Raw genomic sequence first — 20717 nt, 5'->3', positions numbered from 1 at the left:
GCGGCGATAATGCCCGCGTGATCATTGACGACGGGATGTTGTTCCGGCCGGCCGAGGAGAAGGACGCCGGCATTCTGGTGTCGCTGTACGACCGGGCCGCCCGCTGGATGCGCAAACACGGGATCGACCAGTGGAAGCCGGGCGGGAAGGACGCCGCCCACTTCCGCGCGAAGATGCGCGAGGGCGAGGTGTGGCTCGCCGAGGACGCCGACGGGCGGGTCGTGGGCGCGTACGAGCTGTGGTGGTCCGACGAGGAGGCCTGGGGGGTGCAGCCGCCCGTCGCGGGCTACGTGCACCGCCTGATGGTGGAACGCGATGCCGCGCCCGCCGGGGCCGGACGGCGGATCCTGGAGCACGCGGAGTGGCGGATCGCCCGGACCGGGCGGGAGCGGGCGCGCCTGGACTGCGTGTCCACGAACCCGCGGCTGCTCGCGTACTACCGCTCCGCGGGCTACCGGGTGGTCGGCGAGTTCCCCTCGAAGCAGGCCGAGGACGGCCGGGTGTACGGGGTGATCCTGCTGGAGCGGCGCCTCGACACCACCTGACGGCCTCGCACCCGCGTACGCACAGCGGGCGTCCGGGCGCAAGCGTCCGGCGTACGCCATGCCCGGTCCGCTCTCGGCCTCGGCGCGGGCTTTCGCTTGCCGCCCCTTCCGGCGCGACGGTACTGATGGGCGCGACCAGTCGGTACCAGGAGGGGAACACAGTGGAGCATTCCAGGAGCAGGACCGCGGGAGCCGTCTTAGGCATGGCGCTGGCGTGCGTGCTGGGGGCCGCGGGGGCGGCCGGGGCCCAGCAGCAGCCGTCGGCGCCGACTCCGGCCGGGGTCACGGCGGTCGCGGGCACCGCGTCCGTGCAGGCGCCCGCCGCGGTGGTCGACGAAGTGCGGGCGGCGGTGGCCAGGCAGCGTGCGCTGGCCCCCAACGCGCGGGCCGTCTGTTACGCGGCCCATGTCCAGGACGTCGGCTGGCAGTCGACGGTGTGCGACGGAGGCGTGGCCGGGACCACCGGGCAGAGCCGCCGGATGGAAGCCGCGGTGATCGCGACCAGCGGGACCGGCGGCATCTGCGCCAACGCCCACCTCGCCGACGTCGGCTGGCAGGGCTGGCGGTGCGCCGGGGACGGCGCCGCCGTGACGGTCGGCACCACCGGCCAGTCGCGGCGGATGGAGGCACTCGGGCTCCAGGTCGGATCCGGCAGCGTGGCGGCGCAGGCGCACGTGCAGGACCACGCCTGGCTGAACGCGGCCGGCGGGAACCCGGTCTACGTGGGCACCACCGGGCAGTCCCGGCGGATGGAAGCCCTGCGCATCTGGGTCTGAGCCGGCCTGACCCCGTATGAGGTCACGTGAGGTGACATGACGGGGCGGTGCCGGTCCGCGGCCGGCACCGCCCTGTCGTTGCTGTCATCCGTCGGACGGTCAGATGGTCAGGCCCGCTTGAAGACCGCCACCGTGCGGGCCGGCGTCGTGAACTCCCCCGTCGCCGCCCGGTACGCCGCCTGCTTGACCGCGGGGTCGGAGCCCGCGGCCTGGACCGGGTGCAGGGCGTACGCACCGCCCGCGAGGGCGGGCAGGCGCTGGGCCTGGGCGGTGGGCGTGGCGTTGAAGACCACCACGAGGTCCCCGAGCGTCATGGTGATCACGCCGGGCGTCTCCTCCTTGCCCGAGAGGGGGAAGGCCAGCTGCGCCTGGACGGCCTGCGGGGTGGTGAGGGCGAAGGCCGGTTCCGTCGTACGGATCCTCAGCAGGTCCCGGTAGGCGCCCGCGGTGGCGCCGATCTCGGCGCAGCCCGGGGCCGGGCCCGTCAGCAGGGGCTTCGCGTAGGGCCACTTCGGGCGGTTGTCGGCCGCCGGGGGCAGCCCGCGGCCGAAGCCGTTGCCGTCCCGGCAGTCCCAGTGGACGGCGTTGAACCAGTCGCCGCTGTCGTAGGAGTTGCGGTCCAGGGACTTCGAGCGGAGCAGGTCCGTGCCGGCTTGAGAGAGGGCCGGGCCCTGCGAAAGGGTGGCCGTGGCCATGGCCAGGGTCTGCATGCGGGCCCGGTCGGCCGTGGAGGTGGCGGCGGGCAGTTTGAACACCAGAGCGTCGTACAGCGACTCGTTGTCGTGGGCGTCCGCGTAGGCGAGGGCGTCCCCGGGTGCCGCCGCGTAGCCCGCCGGGGCTCCGTTGTAGTCCAGCTCGGAGCCCTTGATCCGGCGGCCGGCGGTGTCGGTGAAGGTGTACGAGGCGAGGTTCCCGGACAGGCCGACCTTGATCAGGTCCTGGGCGTGCAGGAGGCGGGCCTTCTGCTCGGCCGGGGTGCCGTTGGCCGGGGACCCGTTCGGCTCGGTGAACAGCCCGGAGGCGAAGCCCTGCACGCGCGGGTCCTCGTCGAAGGGGCCGCCGCCGCGGACCGCGTCGCGCGCCCGGTCGGAGAAGGTGGCGATGCCGGTACCGGCCATGTTCTTCTGCGTGGCCTGCACGAAGCGGGCGTCGTCGGCGATCTCGCCGAAGTTCCAGCCCTCCCCGTAGAGGACGATCTTCTTGCCGTCCACCCCGTCCTTCTCGACGGTCAGGGCGTCCAGGGCGGAGCGCACGGCCAGGATGTTGGCCTTCGGGTGGTGTCCCATGAGGTCGAAGCGGAAGCCGTCGACCTTGTACTCCTTGGCCCAGGTGACGACCGAGTCCACGACGAGACGGCCCATCATCGCGTTCTCGGGGGCGGTGTTGGAGCAGCAGGTGGAGGTGGCCACGGAGCCGTCGGCGAGCAGCCGCTGGTAGTAGCCGGGGACGATGCGGTCGAGGACGGACTTGTCCGACTGCCCGGCCGCGACGGTGTGGTTGTAGACCACGTCCATCACGGTGCGCAGCCCGGCCCCGTTGAGGGACTGGACCATCCTGCGGAACTCGACGGTGCGGGCGGTGCCGTGCGGATCGCTCGCGTAGCTGCCCTCCGGCACGGTGTAGTGCAGCGGGTCGTACCCCCAGTTGTAGGCGTCCTTCGCCGCGGCGGCGGTCACGCACGCCTGCTGCTCCTCGGAGTCGGGCGCGTAGACCTTGAGGTCGCAGGAGGGCTCGGTGCGGTCCGCGGGCTTCTCCGGGATCGTGCCGATGTCGAAGGCCGGCAGGAGGTGGACGTACGAGGTGCCGGCCTGGGCCAGGGACCGCAGGTGCGTCATGCCGGCCGAGCCGGTGTCGGTGAAGGCCAGGTACTGGCCGGGGTGGCCGCTGGTGCGGTCAGCGACGGAGAAGTCGCGGACGTGCAGCTCCTGGATCTGCGCGGAGGTGAAGGGGACGGGCGCGGGCTTGCGCAGGTCCCGCCAGCCGGGCGGGGCGAGCTTCGGGTCGGCCAGGTCCACGGCGAGGCTGTGCGTGGAGTCGGCGGTCAGGGCCGTGGAGTACGGATCGGTGACCAGGTTGCGGACCAGCTGGCGGGTGCTCGGGGCCCAGACGGTGACGGCGTAGCGGTACGGCTTGCCGGTCCAGCTCCGTTCACCGCGCACCGACCAGACGCCGGTGGTGTCGTCGCGGCGCATGGCGACGGTGCGGCCGTCGAGTTCGAGGGCGACCTGCTGGGCGGTCGGGGCCCAGACGGAGAGGGTGGGGCGGCCGTCCTTGAAGACGGGGCCGAGCGGGGTGTTCGTCGTGTACAGGTCGTCCAGGACTCCGGCGAGCTGGACTCCGGTGGCGGCGAGGACGGCGCCGTTCGCGGCGCGGGCGCTCGCGACGAGCTGGCCGCGCAGGGCGTCCCGGACCCGGTCCCGGTCGCGGGGGTCGACGGTGTGGGCGGCGTACTTCGCCAGGTGCGGGAACTTCTCCTTCTGGGCGGCGGTGAGCTCGGACCGGGTCAGGCGCAGCCACTGGGCGCCGCCCTCGTGCAGGACGCCGTTCGCGGCGGTGACGGTGCCCTCGCGGGAAGCGAGGAGCTGTACGGAGGCGGCGGCCGCGGGGGCGTCCCAGGCGAGGGTGTCGCGGTCGATCCAGACGGCCTTCGAGGTGGTGAGGTCCAGGGCGGCGGCGGATCCCGCGGGCTGCGGGAGCAGGTACTCCTGGCGGCCTCCCAGCATCCAGACCTCGTGGCCGGTGGCCTTCAGGTCGAGGGACTGGTCGGAGGGGAGGTCCTTCTCGTCGCCCTTGTGCAGGATGTAGCTGAGCGAGGTGGCCCCGGCGGCGAGCGGAACCTCGTACACCGCGCCGTAGGAGTCGGTGCGGGCCGGGAGCAGCGGCTTGGACCAGTCGGTGGGGGTGGCCGCGCCGGTCCAGACGTGCAGGCCCCAGCCGTCGTAGGCGCCGTCGGGGCGCTGGTGGTGCAGGACGGCCTTGGTGGTGTCCTGCGGCGGGTGGGCGGGGCGTTCTGTGCGGGCGGGTTCCTTGCCCTGCTCCAGCCAGATCTCGCCCGTCTTGGTCACGTCGACGGTGCGGTCGGCGGCGACGTCCTTGTTGCCGTCCTTGTCGATGACGAGGTAGCCGACGGAGGAGGCGCCGGGCTTGAGCTTGACGTGGGCGAAGGCCCCGTAGGCGTCGCGGCCGGTGAAGGCGTGGCCCTCAGGCCAGGGAGTGGCCTCGCCCTCGGCGATGTCGCCCCAGGCGTACAGCCGCCAGTTCGTGTAGTCCCCGTCGGGCCGGTTGTAGTGCACGACGGCGTAGTCGCGCTGGGTGGCGGTGGGGGTCTCCTTCGGCGGGACCTGGCCGGCCAGGGACTCGGCGAGGGCGCCTGCGGTGCGGCCCGCGGAGTCCACGACGACGGCCTTGTAGCGCAGGACGGTGCCCGCGGGGGCGGTGACGTGCTGGGTGACCTTGTAGGGGGCGTGGTCGGCGGAACCGAGCACCTGCCACTTCCCGTTGCCGGTCTGCGCGGCGAAGACGACCCGGTTCAGGCCGCCTCCGGTGACCTCGGCGGAGAGCTCGACGGTGCCGGCGGCGCCGGGGGCCGGGGCCTTGAGGGTCAGGGTGGGCCCGGTGGCGGGCTCGGCCAGGGGGGTGGTGGCCTGGAGAACCACCGTGCCGAGGGCGGGTACGGCGACGCGGAGCTTGCCCGCCGAGGAGGCGCGCGGCAGTGCGAAGCCGCCGTACAGGCTGCGGTACTGGGTGCCGGCCGGGGCGTCGATCTCCACCGTCCGGGGCTCGGTCCCGTTGTTGGCGGCGACCAGGTACTCGGTGCGGCTGCGGGCGTCGGTCCGGGCGAAGGCGTAGACGGACCCGTCGGCGAGGCGCTTGCTCTGGATGCCGTCACGCAGGGCCGGGTGGGCCTTCGTCAGCTTCGAGAGAGCACTGATCTGCTGGTAGAGCGGGTGCTCCGGATCGTAAGCGTCGCTCGCGTGTGTGCGCACCGTTCCGAGCTGGTCGTCATCCAGATAATCGGCGACCTGCGAGGCGAAGAGCGGCTGGCGGGAGTCCTTGTCGCCGCCCGCGCCCGTGAAGCCCTGCTCGTCGCCGGAGTAGATCACCGGGTTGCCCCGGGAGAGGAACATCAGCTCGTTGGCGAGCCGGTAGCGGTCCAGCAGCTCCTGCTCCCCCGCGCCCGGCCGGTCCTGCTTCAGGAAGCTCCCGAAACGGCCCATGTCGTGGTTGCCGAGGAAGGTCACCTGCTCGTAGGCGTTCGCCTTGTCGCTGGTGTACCGGTAGTCATCGGCCAGTACGGAGGCCAGCCGGCCGGCTCCCGCGCCCTGGGAGGCGTAGGCGCGGACCGCGTCCTGGAGCGGGAAGTCGAGGGTGGCGTCGAGGCGGCCGCGCGTCACGTACGGGGAGGTGACGGCGGTGTCGGCGGAGTAGACCTCACCGAACATGAAGAAGTCGTCCCGGCCGCGCTGGGCCGCGTACTTGTCGAGGGCGGTGGCCCACTGACTCCAGAAGCCGGTGTTGACGTGCTTGACGGTATCGATCCGGAAACCGTCGATGTCGAAGTCCTTGACCCACTTCTCGTAGATCTTCTCCATCCCGCTGACGACCTCGGGCCGCTCGGTCCACAAATCATCCAGGCCGAAGAAGTCACCCTGCTCGGAGGACTCCCCGGCGAAGGTGGAGTCGCCGCGGTTGTGGTACATCGAGGGGTCGTTGAGCCAGGCGGGGACCTTGAGGTCCTTCTTCGCCTCGGGCACGAACGGCGTACGCGGGAAGGTGCCGGGCCCGGTCTTCGGGAACTTCCGCTTCCCGTCCCCGCCTGCTGCGTCTGCGACGTAGTCGGCGTCGTCGAACGGCACCCCGTCCTTCGTCAGATAGGGGAAGGCCCCCTTGGACAGGTAGTCGTAGGACCCCTCCCGGTAGTCGACGACATCGGCGGTGTGGTTGGTGATGACGTCGAAGAAGACCTTCATCCCCTTCCCGTGCGCCTTGTCGATCAGCCGCTCCAGATCGGCGTTGGTGCCGAAGTGCGGGTCGACCTGCGTGAAGTCGGTGATCCAGTAGCCGTGGTAGCCGGCCGAGACGTCGTCGCCCTTGCCCTGCACCGGCTGGTTCTTGAAGATCGGCGCCATCCAGATCGCCGTGGTCCCCAGGCCCTTGATGTAGTCGAGCCGGTCGGTCAGGCCCTTGAGGTCACCACCCTGGTAGAAGCCCTTGTCCGTCGGGTCCAGGCCCGTCTGCGTCCGGGAGCCGGTCAGGCCGCCCCGGTCGTTGCGCGGGTCGCCGTTCGCGAACCGGTCCGGGAGCACGAAGTAGAACTGCTCCCGGGTCAGGTCGTGCCGGGCCGGTTCGGCGGCCAGCTTCGCGTCCGACGGCGGGGCGGGCGGCTTCGCCGCGGCCGCGGCGGGCAGGGCGGGCAGGAGCGTCACGGCCAGGGCGGCGGCGAGGACTCCTGCGGCAGGACGTATCAAGGCGGATCTCCTTGTGTACGGGTCGCATGGATGAGGGCCGCCCGGCGGTGGCGGGAAAGGTGGTGCCGGGCGGCCCTGGTCTGTGGAGCGGCGGCCAGGGCGGGGTCCGGTGGATCAGGCCCGGGCCCGGCCATGACCCACCGGACACCCCCTAGGTGCGCCAGGTGTCGGTCAGCGTGACCTTGCCGCTCGCGGGAACGGTGGCAGTGCGGTTGGCTCCGCTCTCCCAGGTGACGTTGCCGGCGGCGTCCTTGCGGACGTACTTGTACGCGAAGGTCGTGCCGGCCGGGAGGGCGACGTCGAGCTTCCAGACGGGGTACGAGGCCGGGTCGAGCTTCGGGGCGCTGCCGGTGTTCCAGCTGCCGAGTTCGGCGCGGTCCCCGGCGACGTGGATGTTCTGCCCCGCCACGGTGGTGGCGTTGACGGCGAAGGAGGCACCGGAGGTGCCCGACGGCGGCGGGGTCGTGCCGCCGGAGCAGGTACGGGCGCCCGCGTGCAGGGCGAGGGCCGTCCCGGCCCCGAGGGTGGCGGTGAACTGCCCGCCCGCGCCCACGGTGACCGTACGCCCGCTCTGCACGTCGCAGTAGTCGCCGCCCGGGAGCGAGGTCTGGAAGGTACGGGACAGCGCGCCCGCCTCGTGGTTGATCGCGACGTACGCCTTGGAGCCGCGCCCGAAGGCGATCTGGTCGCCGCCGTTGTCCCACCAGTTGGTGACGGACTGCCCGCGGGCCGCGTTGCGGAAGGCGACCATCGAGGAGATCTCCCGCCAGGCGTGCTGGCACTTCCAGCCGTCGGCGTAACAGGCGCTCACCGCACCGCCGTTCGGCGGGCCGGCGTCCTTGTCGGTCCACTCGTAGCCGGAGTGCACGTCCGGGGAGCCGTAGGGCCAGGCCAGCATGAACACGTTGGCGAGGGTGTAGGCGGAGCCGTCCTTGTAGCTGAGGGTGTCCCCGCCACGCTCGGTGTCGTGGTTGTCGACGAACACACCACTCTGCCCACTGGGCATGTGCCCCCAGGCCTCACCGAAGTTCTTCAGGTAGGCCAGGTTCTCGTTCTGGAAGACCCGCTTCAGGTCCCGGGCGTAACGGAACTCCTGCACGTCACCGTTGCCGAGGTACTCACTCGGCGAGACGGCCTCGCCGGCCCCGAAGATGGCCTCCTGCTTCCAGTAAACGCCGGGATTGCTCAGCCGGGACTTGATGTTGGCCAGATCGGCGGCGGGCATGTGCTTGGCGGCGTCGATCCGGAAGCCGTCGACTCCCAGCGACAGCAGGTCGTTCAGGTACCCGGCGATCCGCCCGCGGACGTAGTCCTCACTCGTATCCAGGTCCGCGAGCTGCACGAGCTCGCAGTTCTGGACGTTGCCCCGGTCCTGGTAGTTCGAAATGACCGCGCGGCAGTCGTCCATGTCGGAACCGGAGTAGATGCCCGGGTACCCGTACTTCGTGTACGAACTTCCCCCCGTCCCCGTCCCGTCCCCGGCGGCCATGTGATTGATGACGGAGTCGGCGACGACCTTCACCCCGGCGGCATGGCACGTGTCGACCATGGCCTTGAAGGCGGCCCGGTCCCCCAGCCGTCCGGCGATCTTGTAACTGACGGGCTGATAGGACGTCCACCACTGCGCCCCCTGGATGTGCTCCTGGGGCGGCGACACCTGGACGTACCCGTATCCGGCGGGACCGAGGGTGCCGGTGCAGGCCGCGGCCACGGCGTCGAACTTCCACTCGAAAAGGACGGCGGTGACGTCCTTGTCGCCGGGCGGCGCGGCCTGGGCCTGCGGCGCCTGGGCGGTGAGGCTCGCGGCGGCGAGCAGGACCGCGGCGGCGGCACCGGCAACTCCGGGGGCTCGTGCGGGTCTGGCGGCTCTGACAGACATGTGGGGGGGCCTCCTGGCGGGAGAGGTGGGGATTGTCGCGACCGTAGGGGGGCACCCCGGAATGTTGCAAGACCTTGCGCAAGAGATTGCAGAATTGTTTCCCGTGCGTGTCCTGGCCAAGGCAGGCGCGGGGCGGGACGTTTCTCCGGTGAACCGACCCGGCCGACCGGGTGAGCCCCGGCCAAAGCGAATCCCAAGAAGGGTGGCCAACCGCTACCAACAGGGCATGATCAAGCACCTGTTGCGCACCACGGCCGCTCTCGCCCTCACCCTCGCCCTGGCCGCCACGGCGGCCCCCGCCACCGCGTACGCCGCCGACGCACCCACGTTCACCTGCCAAAAGCTCACGTTCAGCGCCCGGAACATCGACGCCGGCCCCTGCGGAGTCATCGGCTCGCCGGGCCCGCTCCAACCCGCCTACATCGTCCAGGCCGACACCGGCTACAAGTGGTACTGCCCCCAGACCATCTCCCACCTGTACATGGGGACGTGGGTCGTCAAGGGCCGCGACTGCAAGACCTCCGGCTGAAGCAGACACGAGCCCGGGGCCCGGTGGCGCCGACCACACCTCCGGCCCTCAGCCGGATCCGTCCGGCGGGACGCTCCCGACAAGGCCGGTGCCACTACGACCGACGCCTCGCTCAGCCGGCTACCGCTCCACTCAGCCGAGGCTGTCAGTACGCTCGGCCAAAGCGCGGAGTTCGTCCGGTGCAGCCCGCCCCGAGACGAGCAGGAGGTCTCTCACGACCGCCCGGGACGCCACATGCGTACGGATCACCCCGGGTGCCAGCTCCTCGGCCCTGGGCTGGAAGGCCGAGCACTCCATCGAGGACGGAATCCGAGACTCCCTGCGCTGGTACGCCAATCGGGACAGCCTGCTCACCGCCCGATAGCGGTACGGAACCCTGCGCCCGGGCGGGTTCGGGCGTTGTTTCGCCCGAAGGGCGGCGTTGCCGGGCGCCCGGGCTTCCTGCATCACGGGGGTGGCGGAGCCGATGGAGGGTCAGGGGCCGTATGTGGCGCGGGCTGGTCCTCGTATTGGTGGATGTGCAGTTCGCCGTTCATGACGGTGTAGACGCTGGCGTGGTCGCTGGCGGTATTGGTCTGGGTCGCGCCGGGGGCTTGGCCGGGCTCGTCGGCGACCGCGGGCTCGGCCGCCCGGTGGACCTCGACGTGGTTGTGGTGACCGGCCACGACGGGCGCGGAGGCGTCGCCACCGATCCGGATCGTGAAGCGGTCGCCTGCGGCGGATGGCATATCGGGAACTCCTTCACTCGACGCGGGTGAGTGCGATCGGCTCGCAGTTGAGGCATGTGAGATCCGCAGCGCCTGCGGGAGGTTCGCCGCTCCACAGTGCGGTCCTTCCGTCAGCAGCGACGGTGATCTCCGACTTGAAATATCCGATCAGGGCACATGAACCCTCCTCATACAAGGGTTCGTCCGTGGACCGGTAGATGCCACCCGCACCGGTGAGTTTCATAGTGATTTCCCCGCCGCATATCGGCGTGAACCTCAGCGCGTACACCCCGGGACGCTCCTCTTCGATCTTGTGGACGGCTCCCTGGTCATCCCTCCACACGCCAGCCAGGCCGGTGGGCGTCGGCGTAGGTGTGGGCGTCGGGCGCGGCTCGGCCGGCAGGCCAGTCGGCACCGGAATGACAGGCACGCGGGTGGGCGTCGGCCTCGCAGTCGAGGCAGCAACCGACGGCGGGTCATCGGTGGTCTGCTGCTGGCCGATGGCCACGGCAGCGATGACGAGGGCGGCGCTGATGGCGATCACGGTGAGCACCACCGTGAGAGCAGACGCTCCGGCCGCTCCCGCACCGCCGGCCGTGGCGGCGGCTCCTGTGGACACGCCTCCCGCCGCATTGCCCACGACGCTGCCGACCTGTTCCGCGCCGGGCGGCATCGGCGCCGCCGGCCCGGGCCCTGCCGGCATCGGCGTCACCACCAAGTCCCCGGTATGGGCCGCCGCGTGGTCGGTCAGGCCCGGATCCGCTCCGCTCCCGCCCGGTCCGGCGGTGGACCCACTCCCCGAGACCGCCTCAGCCGGTACCGACACGGGGTCTGCGGGCATCACGGATTGACCGGCCACCGAAGGATCACCCGGTACCACCGATGACGAGCCCCCGTCCACCGGGACCGGCTGCGACTGCCCCGACGGCAACGTGTCAGGCGACGACGACCCCGACAGCGACGGGTCCGGCAGCGACGGGTCCGGCAGCGACGGGTCCGGCAGCGACGGGTCCAGCGGGAGCTGCGACGGGGCGTACTGCTGGGCACCCGCCGCCGCGTTCGCGCCCGCCGTGTCCCCCAACTGCCGCCACAGTATGGCGGCCTCCGCGAGCAGGATCCCGGACACCACCCGTCGGCCGGTCAGCAGACTCCTGATGCCTTCCTCATGGGTGAAATAGGCCAGGGCGCGCTGGTCACCCGCGTGCTGGGCGGCGATACGGCCCCGGCCGAGCACCCGCCCCCACTGGCCGAACCGCAGCGATCGGGCAAGGGCGGGCGAGGCAGCCCTTGCGACCGAGACCGCGAGGTCCGGCCGGCCAGCCCGTTCCGCGAGCTCTGCCGCGATCTCCAAGGCCCTGGCGTGATCGGCGATCTGGCCGGGTGACGTCGACCTCCGCGTGACCCACCAGGCGAAGTACTCACACAGCCGGGCAACCGGGAACGGATCCAGGTTGCGTCCCCGCAGTGCCTGTACGGTGTCGGTCGCGCAACGGAACCCCCGTTCCGTGGCCTCGGCCAGGCCCAGGTCCACCAGTCGGCCGCACAGGGCGGCCGGATTCGTCGCGCCCGCCAGAGCGCCGACGTGCACCGGGTCCAACTCCGCATCGGCCAGCGTTGCCAGCAGGTGCAGGCCTCTCATCGCCTCCGGGTCGAGCTGGTCGAGCAGCAGCGGCAGCACCTCCGCCAGCGCGCCGGGCAGAGGCAGCACCACCACGCCCGCGGCGTCGCGCCGGGCGAGAGCCGCCGCGCGCAGCAGGAACAGCGGCCGCCCCGCCGCCGCCTGCCACAGTTCGACGGCGGCGCGTTCACCCTCCGGTGTGGGGTTACCGACTTCCCGGGTCAGGAGTTCCAGTCCCGCACCGCGGTCGAGCCCCGTGAGCTCCAGCGCCGTGCCCTCGCCAAGCAGCGACCGTTCCCGGCCGGCGAAGACGAAGCACGCGTCCGGGGCCGCGTCCATGAGCTCCCGTATCTGGTCTGCGGTCAGCTCGGCGTTGTCCATGTACACCGTCACCCGTATGCCCGTCATCAGCCGGCGGAGCTCCGGGCCCGACGGGACATACCGTGCGGCTTCGTAACAGGCTTCGAAGATCTCCTGGGCCAGGTCACCGGGCTCCCGGTGGGCACCGCTCAGGAACAGCACCCCGTCCGGTCCGGGATGGAGGGTCCTGGCCGCGTACCGCAGGAGCGTGCTCTTGCCTACGCCGGGCGGACCCCACAGCTGCACCGGCCCGCCGTCCCCCATCGCCACGGCCAGAGCCGAGAGTTCGGCCTCGCGGCCCAGTGGGGCGTGCTGTCGCCGCGGCAGGAGTCCGATCTGGTCCCGGCGTACGGGCCGGGGTTGTTCCCGTTCCATCAGCAGGGTCACGGTCGACCCGTGATGCGCGTCCAGCACCACGTTGTGGTTGCCCGCGATCACCGGAGCGGCCGCGTTCCCGGCGATGTGGATCTGGTACCCGGCCTCGTTCCCGGCCGACGCACTGCCTCCCTCTGCGACCTCTTGCGGCTCTTGCGGCTCTTGCGGCTCTACCATCGCAACCCCCGTCAGCTCCGTCGGGCAGGGCCTGACAGCCCCCTTCGGCGCCCGCCTCGGCGGGTGCGCCGTCGGGCCACAGTAGCCACGGCACAGGCCCGCGAACCCGTCGCAGGATGGTTTCCGCTCGCTCCTTTCACGGCTCGGCGAACGCGATGCTGCTCAGCAGCGCGAGATCGTCGACCCTGATGCTCCGATAACCCGTAGAGACCACGCCGGCTTCGCGGAGTCTGCGCAACGCCTTGTGCACGGTGGGTTCCGCCGTACCGGACAGAGTGGCCAGCTCCGGTTGGGTGATCGGCCAGTGGATCACCGCTCCTTCGCCGACGCGCTCGCCGTATGTCATCGCGATCTGGTGCAGCACCCGGGCCAGCCGGGTGGCGGCGTCGCAGCCCGCGAGGTCGATGCGGCGGGCGTTGGCGACGCGAAGCTTGGTCACGATGGACGTGTTGACGGCGAGCGCGATCCCCGGATGGCGCCGTAGGCAGTCGAGGAAGAGGGCGCGCGGGACCGTCCGCACCAGGACGGTCCCGCAGGTGGTGACCGTCGCCGACCGGGGACGCCCGTCCACGGCGGCGAGTTCACCGACGAGGTCGCCACCCATCCGGACCGCCAGCAGGGCATCCCGGCCGTCCTGGATGCGCCCGGTGGCCTTGACCACTCCGTCGAGGAGGATCAGTACGAAGCTGGTCCACTCCGATTCGCGCATGAGCACGCGGCCGGCCTCGTACCGGACACGGGTGCCGAGCGCGAGCAACTGATCGCGGGCGTCCTTGGGGAGACCACCGAGCAGGCTGGCCGGCGGCCAGTCCCACTCCTCACGGAGTCCGCGCCGGGCCATGCCTCGGTCCATGTCTCTCTCCCCCATGGGTTCGTTGTCCCCCTCCGGCACCGCCGCGCACCCGGACCGGCGGCCCAATCCCGTACGAGGACGGGATGTTCACAGCGCGCATGCGTCACAGTGAGGACGGGATCCGTTGCAACCGAGGAGAGTCGCATGGAAGAAGAAGTGGCATACCGGGCCATGCTGGCCGTCGACATAGAACGGTCGGCCGGGCGCGGCAACGTCGCGTTCCACCAGATCCGCGAGGTGCTGACGGCCGTCCTCCGGGAGTCGTTCGAGGACAGCGGGATCGAATGGAAGGCATGCCTGCTCGGTGATCTGGGCGACGGCCTCCGGGTGATCGCGCCGTACGGGATCCGCAAGACCCGGCTGATCCACCCACTGATCCATGAACTCACGGTCCGGCTCCGCGCCCACAACCGCACTGCGGGGCCGGCGACGCGCATCCGCGTCCGCGTCGCGTTGCACGCCGGCGACGTGTTCCTCGGCCCGGCAGGCGAGGCCACCGGACGGCCGCTCGAAGTGCTCGCCCGGCTGCTCGACGCGGCTCCGGCCCGAATCGCCCTGGCCGATGCCCCGGAATCCTTGACCGCCTCGCTCGTCGTGTCGGAGCACTTCCACGAGGAAACGGTTCGGCACGGGTATCCCGGAATCGATCCGGAGTCCTTTCACAAAGTCACTCTCACCGAGAAGGAATACACCGCGGACGCGTGGCTGCACCTGCCCGGTTCCGCGACCGATCCGCGACACGGGGCAGCCGCCACGCCCACCCCCATGGCTGCTTCCCCCGAGTCGCGGATGGTCAACAAGGCGTCGGGAAACGGCGTCATCTACGCGACGGGCACTGGTACGCAGAACATCCACCTGACCGGAAGGTCATAAGGGAGCTTTCATGGACGCGGAGTTGACCGCTCTGGCACAGGCAGGCGCCGCGGCGGTGGTCACGGCAATGACCACAGACCTGTGGCAGAGCACGAGAGACACCGTCATCGGGCTGTTCCAACGGGCCGACAGGAGCCGCCAGACCGCGATCGAGGCCCAACTCGACGGCAATGCCGCCCTCGTACGCGATTCGGCGATCCCGGACGATGTCCGGCGCACACTGTTCGGCCTGTGGGTCCTGGAACTGACGGAACTCCTCCGACAGGACCCTTCCTGCCGCGAGCCCCTGACCCGCCTGGCCGACGAGGCCGACCGCGCCTTCCCGGCGGACCGGCCGCTGGTCAGTTTCGGGCAGACCAACGCCGCCCGGGACTCCGGAAGGGTCTTCGCGGTGCAGCACGGCGACCTGCACGCCTGCAACGCCACCCACTCACGGGAGACATAGTGGAACTCTTGGTGACCCCGGCATCATCGTCTGCTTCGTGATGCAGAAGGACTCGGAGGCCTGACGCCTCGTGTCCCTCTGCCTCCGACTCAGCGTCCCGGACTACACCGACTACTCCGGCTACGACACCGGCTGCAGCAGCCGTTACCGAAACCGCCCCGCCGCTCAGCCCCGCCCCGGCGCCTGCGCCGTAGACCCCCGCACCACCAGCTCGGGCTGGAAGACGTACTCCGTGCGCTGGACCGGTGTGCCGGACACCGCCTCCAGCAGCGCGCCCACCGCGGCCGTGGCCATGGCCCGTACCGGCTGCCGGACGGTGGTCAGCGGCGGGTCCGTGAACGCGATCAGCGGGGAGTCGTCGAAGCCGACCACCGACACGTCCTCCGGCACGCGCAGCCCCCGCTCGCGGACCGCGCGGATGACGCCCAGCGCCATCGGGTCGCTGCCGCACACGATGCCCGTGCAGCCGCGCTCCAGCAGGGCGATGCCCGCCGCGTGGCCGCCCTCCACCGTGAACAGCGTGCGCTGGATGAGCCCTTCCGAGGCGGCCCCGGGCACGGCGGCGGTGAAGCCCTGCTCCTTGCGCGCCGACGGCACGTAGCGCGTCGGCCCGATGGCCAGGCCGATCCTGCGGTGCCCGAGGTCCTCCAGGTGCCGTACGGCCATGTCCGCCGCCGCTCGGTCGTCCGGGGAGACGAAGGGGGCGCTGATCCGCTCGTTGAAGCCGTTGATCAGTACGAACGGCACCCCGCGCGCCGCCAGCCGCTGGTAGCGCGCCGGGTCCGCAGCCGAGTCCGCGTGCAGGCCCGACAGGAACACGATCCCGGTGACCCCCCGCTCCTCCAGCTGCTCGACCAGCTCGTCCTCGGTGGCCCCGCCCGGGGTCTGCGTGCACAGCACCGGGGTGTACCCGTGCCCGGCCAGCGCCTGCTCGATGACCTGCGCGAACGCCGGGAAGATGGGATTCGTCAGCTCCGGTATCAGCAGCCCGACCAGGCCGTTGCTGCGGCGCTTGAGCCGCACCGGCCGCTCGTAGCCCAGCAGGTCCAGCGCGGCCAGCACCTTGTGCCGGGTGCCGGCCGCCACGCCCGACTTGCCGTTGAGCACCCGGCTGACGGTCGCCTCGCTGACCTGGGCCTGCGCGGCGATGTCCGTCAGCCGTAGCGGGGAGCCCGACGGGGAGGTCACACCTGCCACCACACCGTGGAGTCGGCGGGCAGCACATCGGTGTCGGCGAGCTCACCGCTGGCCAGCAGGACCGTGCCAGGCGCGGGCAGCCGTACCGGCGCGTCCGTGGTGTTCGCCGTGCAGACGAAGTCGCCGCGCCGGAAGGCCAGTACGCCCTCCGGTGCCGGCAGCCACTCGACGGCGTCGCCCGCGCCCAGGTCCGCCCGCGCGCGCCGGATCCGCAGCGCCGCCCGGTACAGCTCCAGCGTGGACGCCGGGTCGCCGGTCTGCGCCTCGACGCTCAGCCCGGCCCACTCGGCGGGCTGCGGCAGCCAGCTGCCCCCGGTCCCGAAGCCGTACGGGGCCTGCTCGCCGGACCACGGGATCGGTACCCGGCAGCCGTCGCGCAGCCCGTCCTGGCCGTTCGCCTTGAAGAAGGAGGGGTCCTGGCGCACCTCGTCCGGCAGGTCCACGACCTCGGGAAGGCCCAGCTCCTCGCCCTGGTAGACGTACGCCGACCCGGGCAGGGCCAGCATCAGCAGCGCGGCCGCCCGGGCCCGCTCCAGGCTGCCGAAGCGGGTCCGGTGCCGGACCACGTCGTGGTTGGACAGCACCCACGTGGTCGGCGCGCCGACGGGCCGCATCGAGTCGAGCGAGTCGTCGATGGCGCCGCGCAGCGCCTCGGCGTCCCAGCCGGCGCTCAGGTAGTGGAAGTTGAAGGCCTGGTGCAGCTCGTCGGGGCGCAGGTAGAGCGCGGTGCGGTCGGCGCTGGGGGTCCAGGCCTCGGCGACGCCGATGCGGTCGCCCGCGTACTCGTCGAGGACGAGCCGCCAGGAGCGGTAGATCTCGTGGACGCCGTCCTGGTCGAAGAAGGGAAGCACCTGGTTGCCGAGCAGCTTGAGCTGCTCGTCGCGGCCGAGGTCGGGCAGGCCGGGGGCCTTGACCAGCCCGTGCGCGACGTCGATGCGGAAGCCGTCGGCGCCGAGGTCGAGCCAGAACCGCAGGATGGAGCGGAACTCGTCCTGGACGGCGGGGTGTTCCCAGTTGAAGTCGGGCTGCTCGGGGGCGAAGAGGTGCAGGTACCACTCGCCGTCCGCGACGCGGGTCCAGGCGGGCCCGCCGAAGATGGACTCCCAGTCGTTCGGGGGCTCGGAGCCGTCCGCGCCCCGCCCCTCCCGGAAGTGGAAGCGCTCGCGCAGCGGCGTCCCCGGCCCTTCCCGCAGGGCCTGCTTGAACCATTCGTGCTGGTCGGAGCAGTGGTTGGGAACCAGGTCGACGATGATGCGCAGGCCCAGCTCATGGGCCTCGCGGATCACGGCGTCGGCGTCGTGGAGCGTGCCGAACATCGGGTCGATGGCCCGGTAGTCGGCGACGTCGTAGCCCGCGTCGGCCTGCGGGGAGGCGTAGAACGGGCTGAGCCAGACGGCGTCGACGCCCAGTTCCTTGAGGTAGGGCAGTCGGCTGCGGATGCCTTCGAGGTCCCCCATGCCGTCCCCGTTGGAGTCGGCGAAGCTGCGCGGATAGACCTGGTAGATCACCGCTTCTCTCCACCAGCCGGGCTGGGTGCCGGTGGAGGTGGGGAGTGCGTCGGCGAGGTGCTGGGTCATGGTGTCCTTGAAGAGATCGGGCCGGGGGTGAGAGGGGGCAGGCTCGGGTGGTCAGCCCTTGGTGGCGCCTGCCGTCATCCCGGCGACGAGGTGACGCTGGGCGAAGACGAAGAAGATCGCTGCCGGGATGGCGATGAGGACGGAAGCCGCGCTCATCGCACCCCAGTTGGAGGTGTACTGCGTGACGAAGGTCTGCAGGCCGCCGGCCAGGGTGAGGTTCTCCTCGCCGACCATGAAGGCGGAGGCGTAGGCGACCTCGCCCCAGGCGGTGATGAAGGCGTAGAAGCCGGTGACGGCGAGGCCGGGCTTGGCGAGCGGCAGGATCAGCCGCCAGAAGGTGCCGAAGGGGTTGAGCCCGTCGACGCGGCCGGATTCGTCGATCTCCACCGGGATGGTGTCGAAGAAGCCCTTCATCATCCAGGCGCAGAACGGCACGGCGATGGTGAGGTAGGTGATGATCAGCCCGAGGGGCTGGTTGAGCAGCCCGAGGTCGCCCATCAGGTTGTAGAGCGGGACGATCAGGATGGCCATCGGGAACATCTGCGTGATGAGCAGGGTCCACATCAGGGGCCGCATGCCGGGGAACTTGAAGCGGCTGACCGCGTACCCGGTGGTGGCGGCGATGAACACGCCGAGGACGGTGGTGACGCCGGCGACCAGGACGGAGTTCGCGAACCAGCTGAAGAAGTGGCTGTCCTCCAGCAGGTACGTGTAGTTGCCGAGGGTCGGCTCCTTCACGAAGTCCGTGGTGATCGCGTGCTGGGCGGGCTTGAGCGAGGTCAGCAGGATCCACAGGACCGGGAAGACGGCGATCACGGACGCGATGAGCAGCGTGACGTGCAGGCCTACGGAGGCGAGGGGGGCGCGGGAGCCCCGTGTGCGGGTGGTCATGGTCACCACACCTCTCCCTGCTTGCGCAGCGAGCGCCGGTAGACCAGCGCGAAGATCATGAGGAGGGCGAGGATCAGTACGCCCCACGTCGCGGAGCCGGCGAAGTCGCGCGGGCTGGCGATGAACGCCTCGCGGAAGGCCTGGGTCACCAGGATCTCGGTGGAGTCGCCCGGACCGCCCCGGGTGAGCAGGAAGATCACCGGGAACATGTTGAAGGTCCAGATGGTGGAGAGCAGGATCACCGTCATGCTGACGGCGCGCAGGCCGGGCAGGGTGATGTGCCGGAACCGCTGCCAGGCGCTCGCGCCGTCCATCTCGGCGGCCTCGTAGAGCTCGCCGGGGATCGACTGGAGTCCGCCGAGCAGGGCGACCATCATGAAGGGGACGCCGAGCCACACGTTGACGGTGACGACGGAGAGCTTGGCCCAGGTCGGGTCGTCGAGCCACGGGATGGCGGCGATGCCGCCGCCTTCGAGGACCTTGTTGAGGATGCCGTTGTCGCGGTTGAAGAGGAACCGCCAGGCGAAGACGGAGACGAAGCCGGGGACGGCCCAGGGCAGGATGAGCGCCATCCGGTAGGCGGCGCGGCCCTTGAAGTCCCGGTTGAGCATGTTGGCCAGGACCAGGCCGAGGGCGAAGGTGATGGACACGCAGGCGACGGTCCACACCACCGTCCACACCAGCCGCTGCAGGAAGACCGGGTCACCGAGGACGGCCACGTAGTTGTCGAGTCCGACGAACTCGTACGTGGCCTCGATGTGGTTCGCGCCGATCGTCCGGGCGACGTTGCGCTCGTTGGCGTCCGTCAGCGACAGGTATACGCCGCGGACGAGCGGCCAGCCGATGATCACGCCGAGGACGAGCACCACCGGGGCGACCATGGCCCAGGCGTACCAGTGGGTGGCGAGGGCACGCCCCAGTCCACCGCGCTTCCCGCTGTCAGTCCTGCGGCCCCGGCCGCGGGCGACGTCGGTGTTACCGACTCCGTCGCCCGCGGCCGTGGCCACCGACTGGCTGGTGTGAGCAGCCATGGTTTCTTTACTTCCAGCCCTTGAGGATCTTGCGGAACTCGGCACCGGCCGCCTTGGCCGCGTCCTCCGGGGTGGAGGCCCCGGTGATGGCCTTGGTGTATTCGACCTTCAGCGGCTCGAAGAGGGAGCCGTTCTCCGGGATCCAGGCGCGCTCGACAGCCTTGTCCACGGCCGGCTTGAAGAACTGCACCATCTCGCTGCTCTTGACGTCCGGCGCCTCGTAGGCGGCGGTGCGCGTCGGCAGCAGGCTCAGCTCCTTGGCGGACTGGACCTGGACGTCCTGCGAGGTCATGTACTCGACGAAGGCGTGGGCCGCGGCGCGGTTCTTGGAGCCCGCGTAGACGCCGAGGTCGTGGCCGCCCTGCGGGGCGCCCGCCTTGACCGAGCCGGCCGGGACGGCGGCGACGCCGAGGTTGGCCTTGTCCTTGAACTGGTCGCCGGCGTAGGTGTCGGCGACGGCCCACGGACCGTTGATCATCATGGCGGCCTCGCCCGTCTTGAAGGCCGTCTGCATGTTGGTCCAGCCGTCGGTGGCGTTGGTGACCGCCGCGCCGGAGGTGACCAGCTCACGGGCGGTCTTGAAGGCCTTGACGCCGGCCGCGTTGTCGACGGTGACCGTCTTGTTCTTGGCGTCGACCAGGTCGCCGCCCTCGCCGTAGATCAGCGGGAGGAACCAGTAGGAGTCGTCGCCGCGCAGGTAGAGGCCGGCCTTGCCGGTCTTCGCCTTGATCGCGGCGGCGGCCGTCTTCAGCTCCTCCAGGGTGGTGGGGGGCTGGACGCCGGCGTCGGCGAGCATCTTCTTGTTGTAGAAGAGGCCGAGGGTGTCGATGACCTGCGGCACGGCGTAGGTCTTGCCCTCGTACTTGCCGCTGGCCGCGGCCTGCGGCAGGAACTCGGCGTCGACCTTCTTGGCCGTCTCGGCCGGCACCTCGTCGAGGTAGCCCAGCGAGGCGAAGTCGGCCACCCAGCCGACGTCGGCGCGGATCACGTCGGGAGCGTCGGAACCGCTGCTGAAGGCGTTCTTGACCTTGTTCTGCGCGTCGCCGTACGGGACGTTGACGTACTTGACGGTCACCTTCGGGTGCTTCGCGGTGAACGCCTCGGCGATCTTCTGGAAGCTGGCCTTCTCGGCGTCGTTCGCCGTGTCCCACCAGGTGACGGTGCCGGAGAGCTCGCCGCCGGCCTTCGTCTCGCCGGTCGTGCCCTTGTCGTCCCCACCGCAAGCCGTCGCCGCGAGCGCCAGGGCCGCGACCAGCGCGGTGGCCGCTATGCCACGCCGCATATGAACTCCTTCGATGATCCCGGCCGCGTCCTCGCGGTCCCGAGTTGCCGAGAACGTAACAAGACTGAAAGCCGACCGAAAGAGCTTGCGGCAATTTTCTGCAAGACCTGCTGATCGTTACATCCGTGTGTCCC

Annotated in this window: 15 protein-coding genes; 5 read left to right on the top strand and 10 right to left on the bottom strand. The window is 70.9% G+C overall.

Annotation, left to right across the window (positions count from 1 at the left end):
* Positions 1-17 precede the first annotated feature (17 nt).
* Together OG447_RS14865 and OG447_RS14860 are read left to right on the top strand one after the other, a co-directional pair.
* Complete coding sequence (locus OG447_RS14865) at positions 18-545, top strand: GNAT family N-acetyltransferase (RefSeq protein ID WP_266936967.1); 528 nt, start codon at positions 18-20, stop codon at positions 543-545.
* A 203-nt stretch (positions 546-748) separates the two neighbouring features.
* Positions 749-1321: a hypothetical protein gene (locus tag OG447_RS14860; RefSeq protein ID WP_266936966.1), complete on the top strand. Its 573-nt coding sequence runs from the start codon at positions 749-751 to the stop codon at positions 1319-1321.
* 107 nt (positions 1322-1428) lie between these two features.
* Here the strand turns inward: OG447_RS14860 and pulA are convergent, their stop codons facing one another.
* Entirely contained in the window at positions 1429-6789 is a 5361-nt protein-coding gene (gene pulA, locus OG447_RS14855; protein WP_266936965.1) for a pullulanase-type alpha-1,6-glucosidase, read from the bottom strand.
* A 151-nt stretch (positions 6790-6940) separates the two neighbouring features.
* On the bottom strand, positions 6941-8668 hold the full coding sequence (locus OG447_RS14850; protein ID WP_266936964.1) for a carbohydrate-binding module family 20 domain-containing protein: 1728 nt from the start codon (positions 8666-8668) through the stop codon (positions 6941-6943).
* Between the two features lie 226 nt (positions 8669-8894).
* On the opposite strand from OG447_RS14850, the gene OG447_RS14845 reads away from it, so the two are divergent.
* On the top strand, positions 8895-9197 hold the full coding sequence (locus OG447_RS14845; protein WP_266936963.1) for a hypothetical protein: 303 nt from the start codon (positions 8895-8897) through the stop codon (positions 9195-9197).
* A gap of 446 nt (positions 9198-9643) precedes the next feature.
* On the opposite strand, the gene OG447_RS14840 is transcribed toward OG447_RS14845, so the two are convergent.
* The 3 genes from OG447_RS14840 to OG447_RS14830 all read right to left on the bottom strand — a co-directional run bounded on the left by OG447_RS14840 (position 9644) and on the right by OG447_RS14830 (position 13287).
* Positions 9644-9925, bottom strand: a complete 282-nt coding sequence (locus tag OG447_RS14840; protein ID WP_266936962.1) for a hypothetical protein — start codon at positions 9923-9925, stop codon at positions 9644-9646.
* A 13-nt stretch (positions 9926-9938) separates the two neighbouring features.
* On the bottom strand, positions 9939-12044 hold the full coding sequence (locus tag OG447_RS14835) for an ATP-binding protein (RefSeq protein WP_266936961.1): 2106 nt from the start codon (positions 12042-12044) through the stop codon (positions 9939-9941).
* A 526-nt stretch (positions 12045-12570) separates the two neighbouring features.
* Positions 12571-13287: a Crp/Fnr family transcriptional regulator gene (locus tag OG447_RS14830; protein WP_266936960.1), complete on the bottom strand. Its 717-nt coding sequence runs from the start codon at positions 13285-13287 to the stop codon at positions 12571-12573.
* Between the two features lie 144 nt (positions 13288-13431).
* On the opposite strand from OG447_RS14830, the gene OG447_RS14825 reads away from it, so the two are divergent.
* The gene (locus tag OG447_RS14825) at positions 13432-14160 is read left to right on the top strand and encodes a hypothetical protein (protein WP_266936959.1); all 729 of its coding nucleotides are present in this window, start codon (positions 13432-13434) and stop codon (positions 14158-14160) included.
* 10 nt (positions 14161-14170) lie between these two features.
* Complete coding sequence (locus OG447_RS14820) at positions 14171-14605, top strand: hypothetical protein (RefSeq protein WP_266936958.1); 435 nt, start codon at positions 14171-14173, stop codon at positions 14603-14605.
* Positions 14606-14770: 165 nt separating this feature from the next.
* Here OG447_RS14820 and OG447_RS14815 read toward each other — a convergent pair whose 3' ends face one another.
* Genes OG447_RS14815 through OG447_RS14795 form a run of 5 tightly spaced genes read right to left on the bottom strand, consistent with a single transcriptional unit; the run spans position 14771 to position 20583 of the window.
* A complete protein-coding gene (locus tag OG447_RS14815) occupies positions 14771-15793 on the bottom strand; it encodes a LacI family DNA-binding transcriptional regulator (protein WP_266936957.1) in 1023 nt (340 codons plus the stop codon).
* Positions 15790-17379 carry a glycoside hydrolase family 13 protein gene (locus tag OG447_RS14810; RefSeq protein ID WP_266936956.1) on the bottom strand — a complete coding sequence of 530 codons (1590 nt, stop codon included), beginning with the start codon at positions 17377-17379 and terminating at the stop codon, positions 15790-15792. The genes OG447_RS14815 and OG447_RS14810 overlap by 4 nt, the downstream gene beginning before the upstream one ends.
* A gap of 51 nt (positions 17380-17430) precedes the next feature.
* Entirely contained in the window at positions 17431-18270 is an 840-nt protein-coding gene (locus OG447_RS14805; RefSeq protein WP_266936955.1) for a sugar ABC transporter permease, read from the bottom strand.
* Positions 18271-18272: 2 nt separating this feature from the next.
* On the bottom strand, positions 18273-19301 hold the full coding sequence (locus tag OG447_RS14800; protein WP_266936954.1) for a carbohydrate ABC transporter permease: 1029 nt from the start codon (positions 19299-19301) through the stop codon (positions 18273-18275).
* Positions 19302-19308: 7 nt separating this feature from the next.
* Complete coding sequence (locus tag OG447_RS14795; protein WP_266936953.1) at positions 19309-20583, bottom strand: extracellular solute-binding protein; 1275 nt, start codon at positions 20581-20583, stop codon at positions 19309-19311.
* Positions 20584-20717 lie beyond the last annotated feature (134 nt).

The sequence above is a fragment of the Streptomyces sp. NBC_01408 genome (genome assembly GCF_026340255.1).
In the GTDB taxonomy this organism is placed as follows: Bacteria; Actinomycetota; Actinomycetes; order Streptomycetales; family Streptomycetaceae; genus Streptomyces.
This window is presented reverse-complemented; position numbering and strand designations above follow the sequence as displayed.

Excerpts from the sequence above, each read along its gene's own strand:
- OG447_RS14860 (WP_266936966.1), top strand. The coding sequence starts at position 749 with ATGGCGCTGGCGTGCGTGCTGGGGGCCGCGGGGGCGGCCGGGGCCCAG.
- OG447_RS14850 (WP_266936964.1), bottom strand. The coding sequence starts at position 8,668 with ATGTCTGTCAGAGCCGCCAGACCCGCACGAGCCCCCGGAGTTGCCGGT.
- OG447_RS14845 (WP_266936963.1), top strand. The coding sequence starts at position 8,895 with ATGATCAAGCACCTGTTGCGCACCACGGCCGCTCTCGCCCTCACCCTC.
- OG447_RS14840 (WP_266936962.1), bottom strand. The coding sequence starts at position 9,925 with ATGCCATCCGCCGCAGGCGACCGCTTCACGATCCGGATCGGTGGCGAC.
- OG447_RS14830 (WP_266936960.1), bottom strand. The coding sequence starts at position 13,287 with ATGGACCGAGGCATGGCCCGGCGCGGACTCCGTGAGGAGTGGGACTGG.
- OG447_RS14825 (WP_266936959.1), top strand. The coding sequence starts at position 13,432 with ATGGAAGAAGAAGTGGCATACCGGGCCATGCTGGCCGTCGACATAGAA.
- OG447_RS14820 (WP_266936958.1), top strand. The coding sequence starts at position 14,171 with ATGGACGCGGAGTTGACCGCTCTGGCACAGGCAGGCGCCGCGGCGGTG.
- OG447_RS14810 (WP_266936956.1), bottom strand. The coding sequence starts at position 17,379 with ATGACCCAGCACCTCGCCGACGCACTCCCCACCTCCACCGGCACCCAG.
- OG447_RS14805 (WP_266936955.1), bottom strand. The coding sequence starts at position 18,270 with ATGACCACCCGCACACGGGGCTCCCGCGCCCCCCTCGCCTCCGTAGGC.
- OG447_RS14800 (WP_266936954.1), bottom strand. The coding sequence starts at position 19,301 with ATGGCTGCTCACACCAGCCAGTCGGTGGCCACGGCCGCGGGCGACGGA.
- OG447_RS14795 (WP_266936953.1), bottom strand. The coding sequence starts at position 20,583 with ATGCGGCGTGGCATAGCGGCCACCGCGCTGGTCGCGGCCCTGGCGCTC.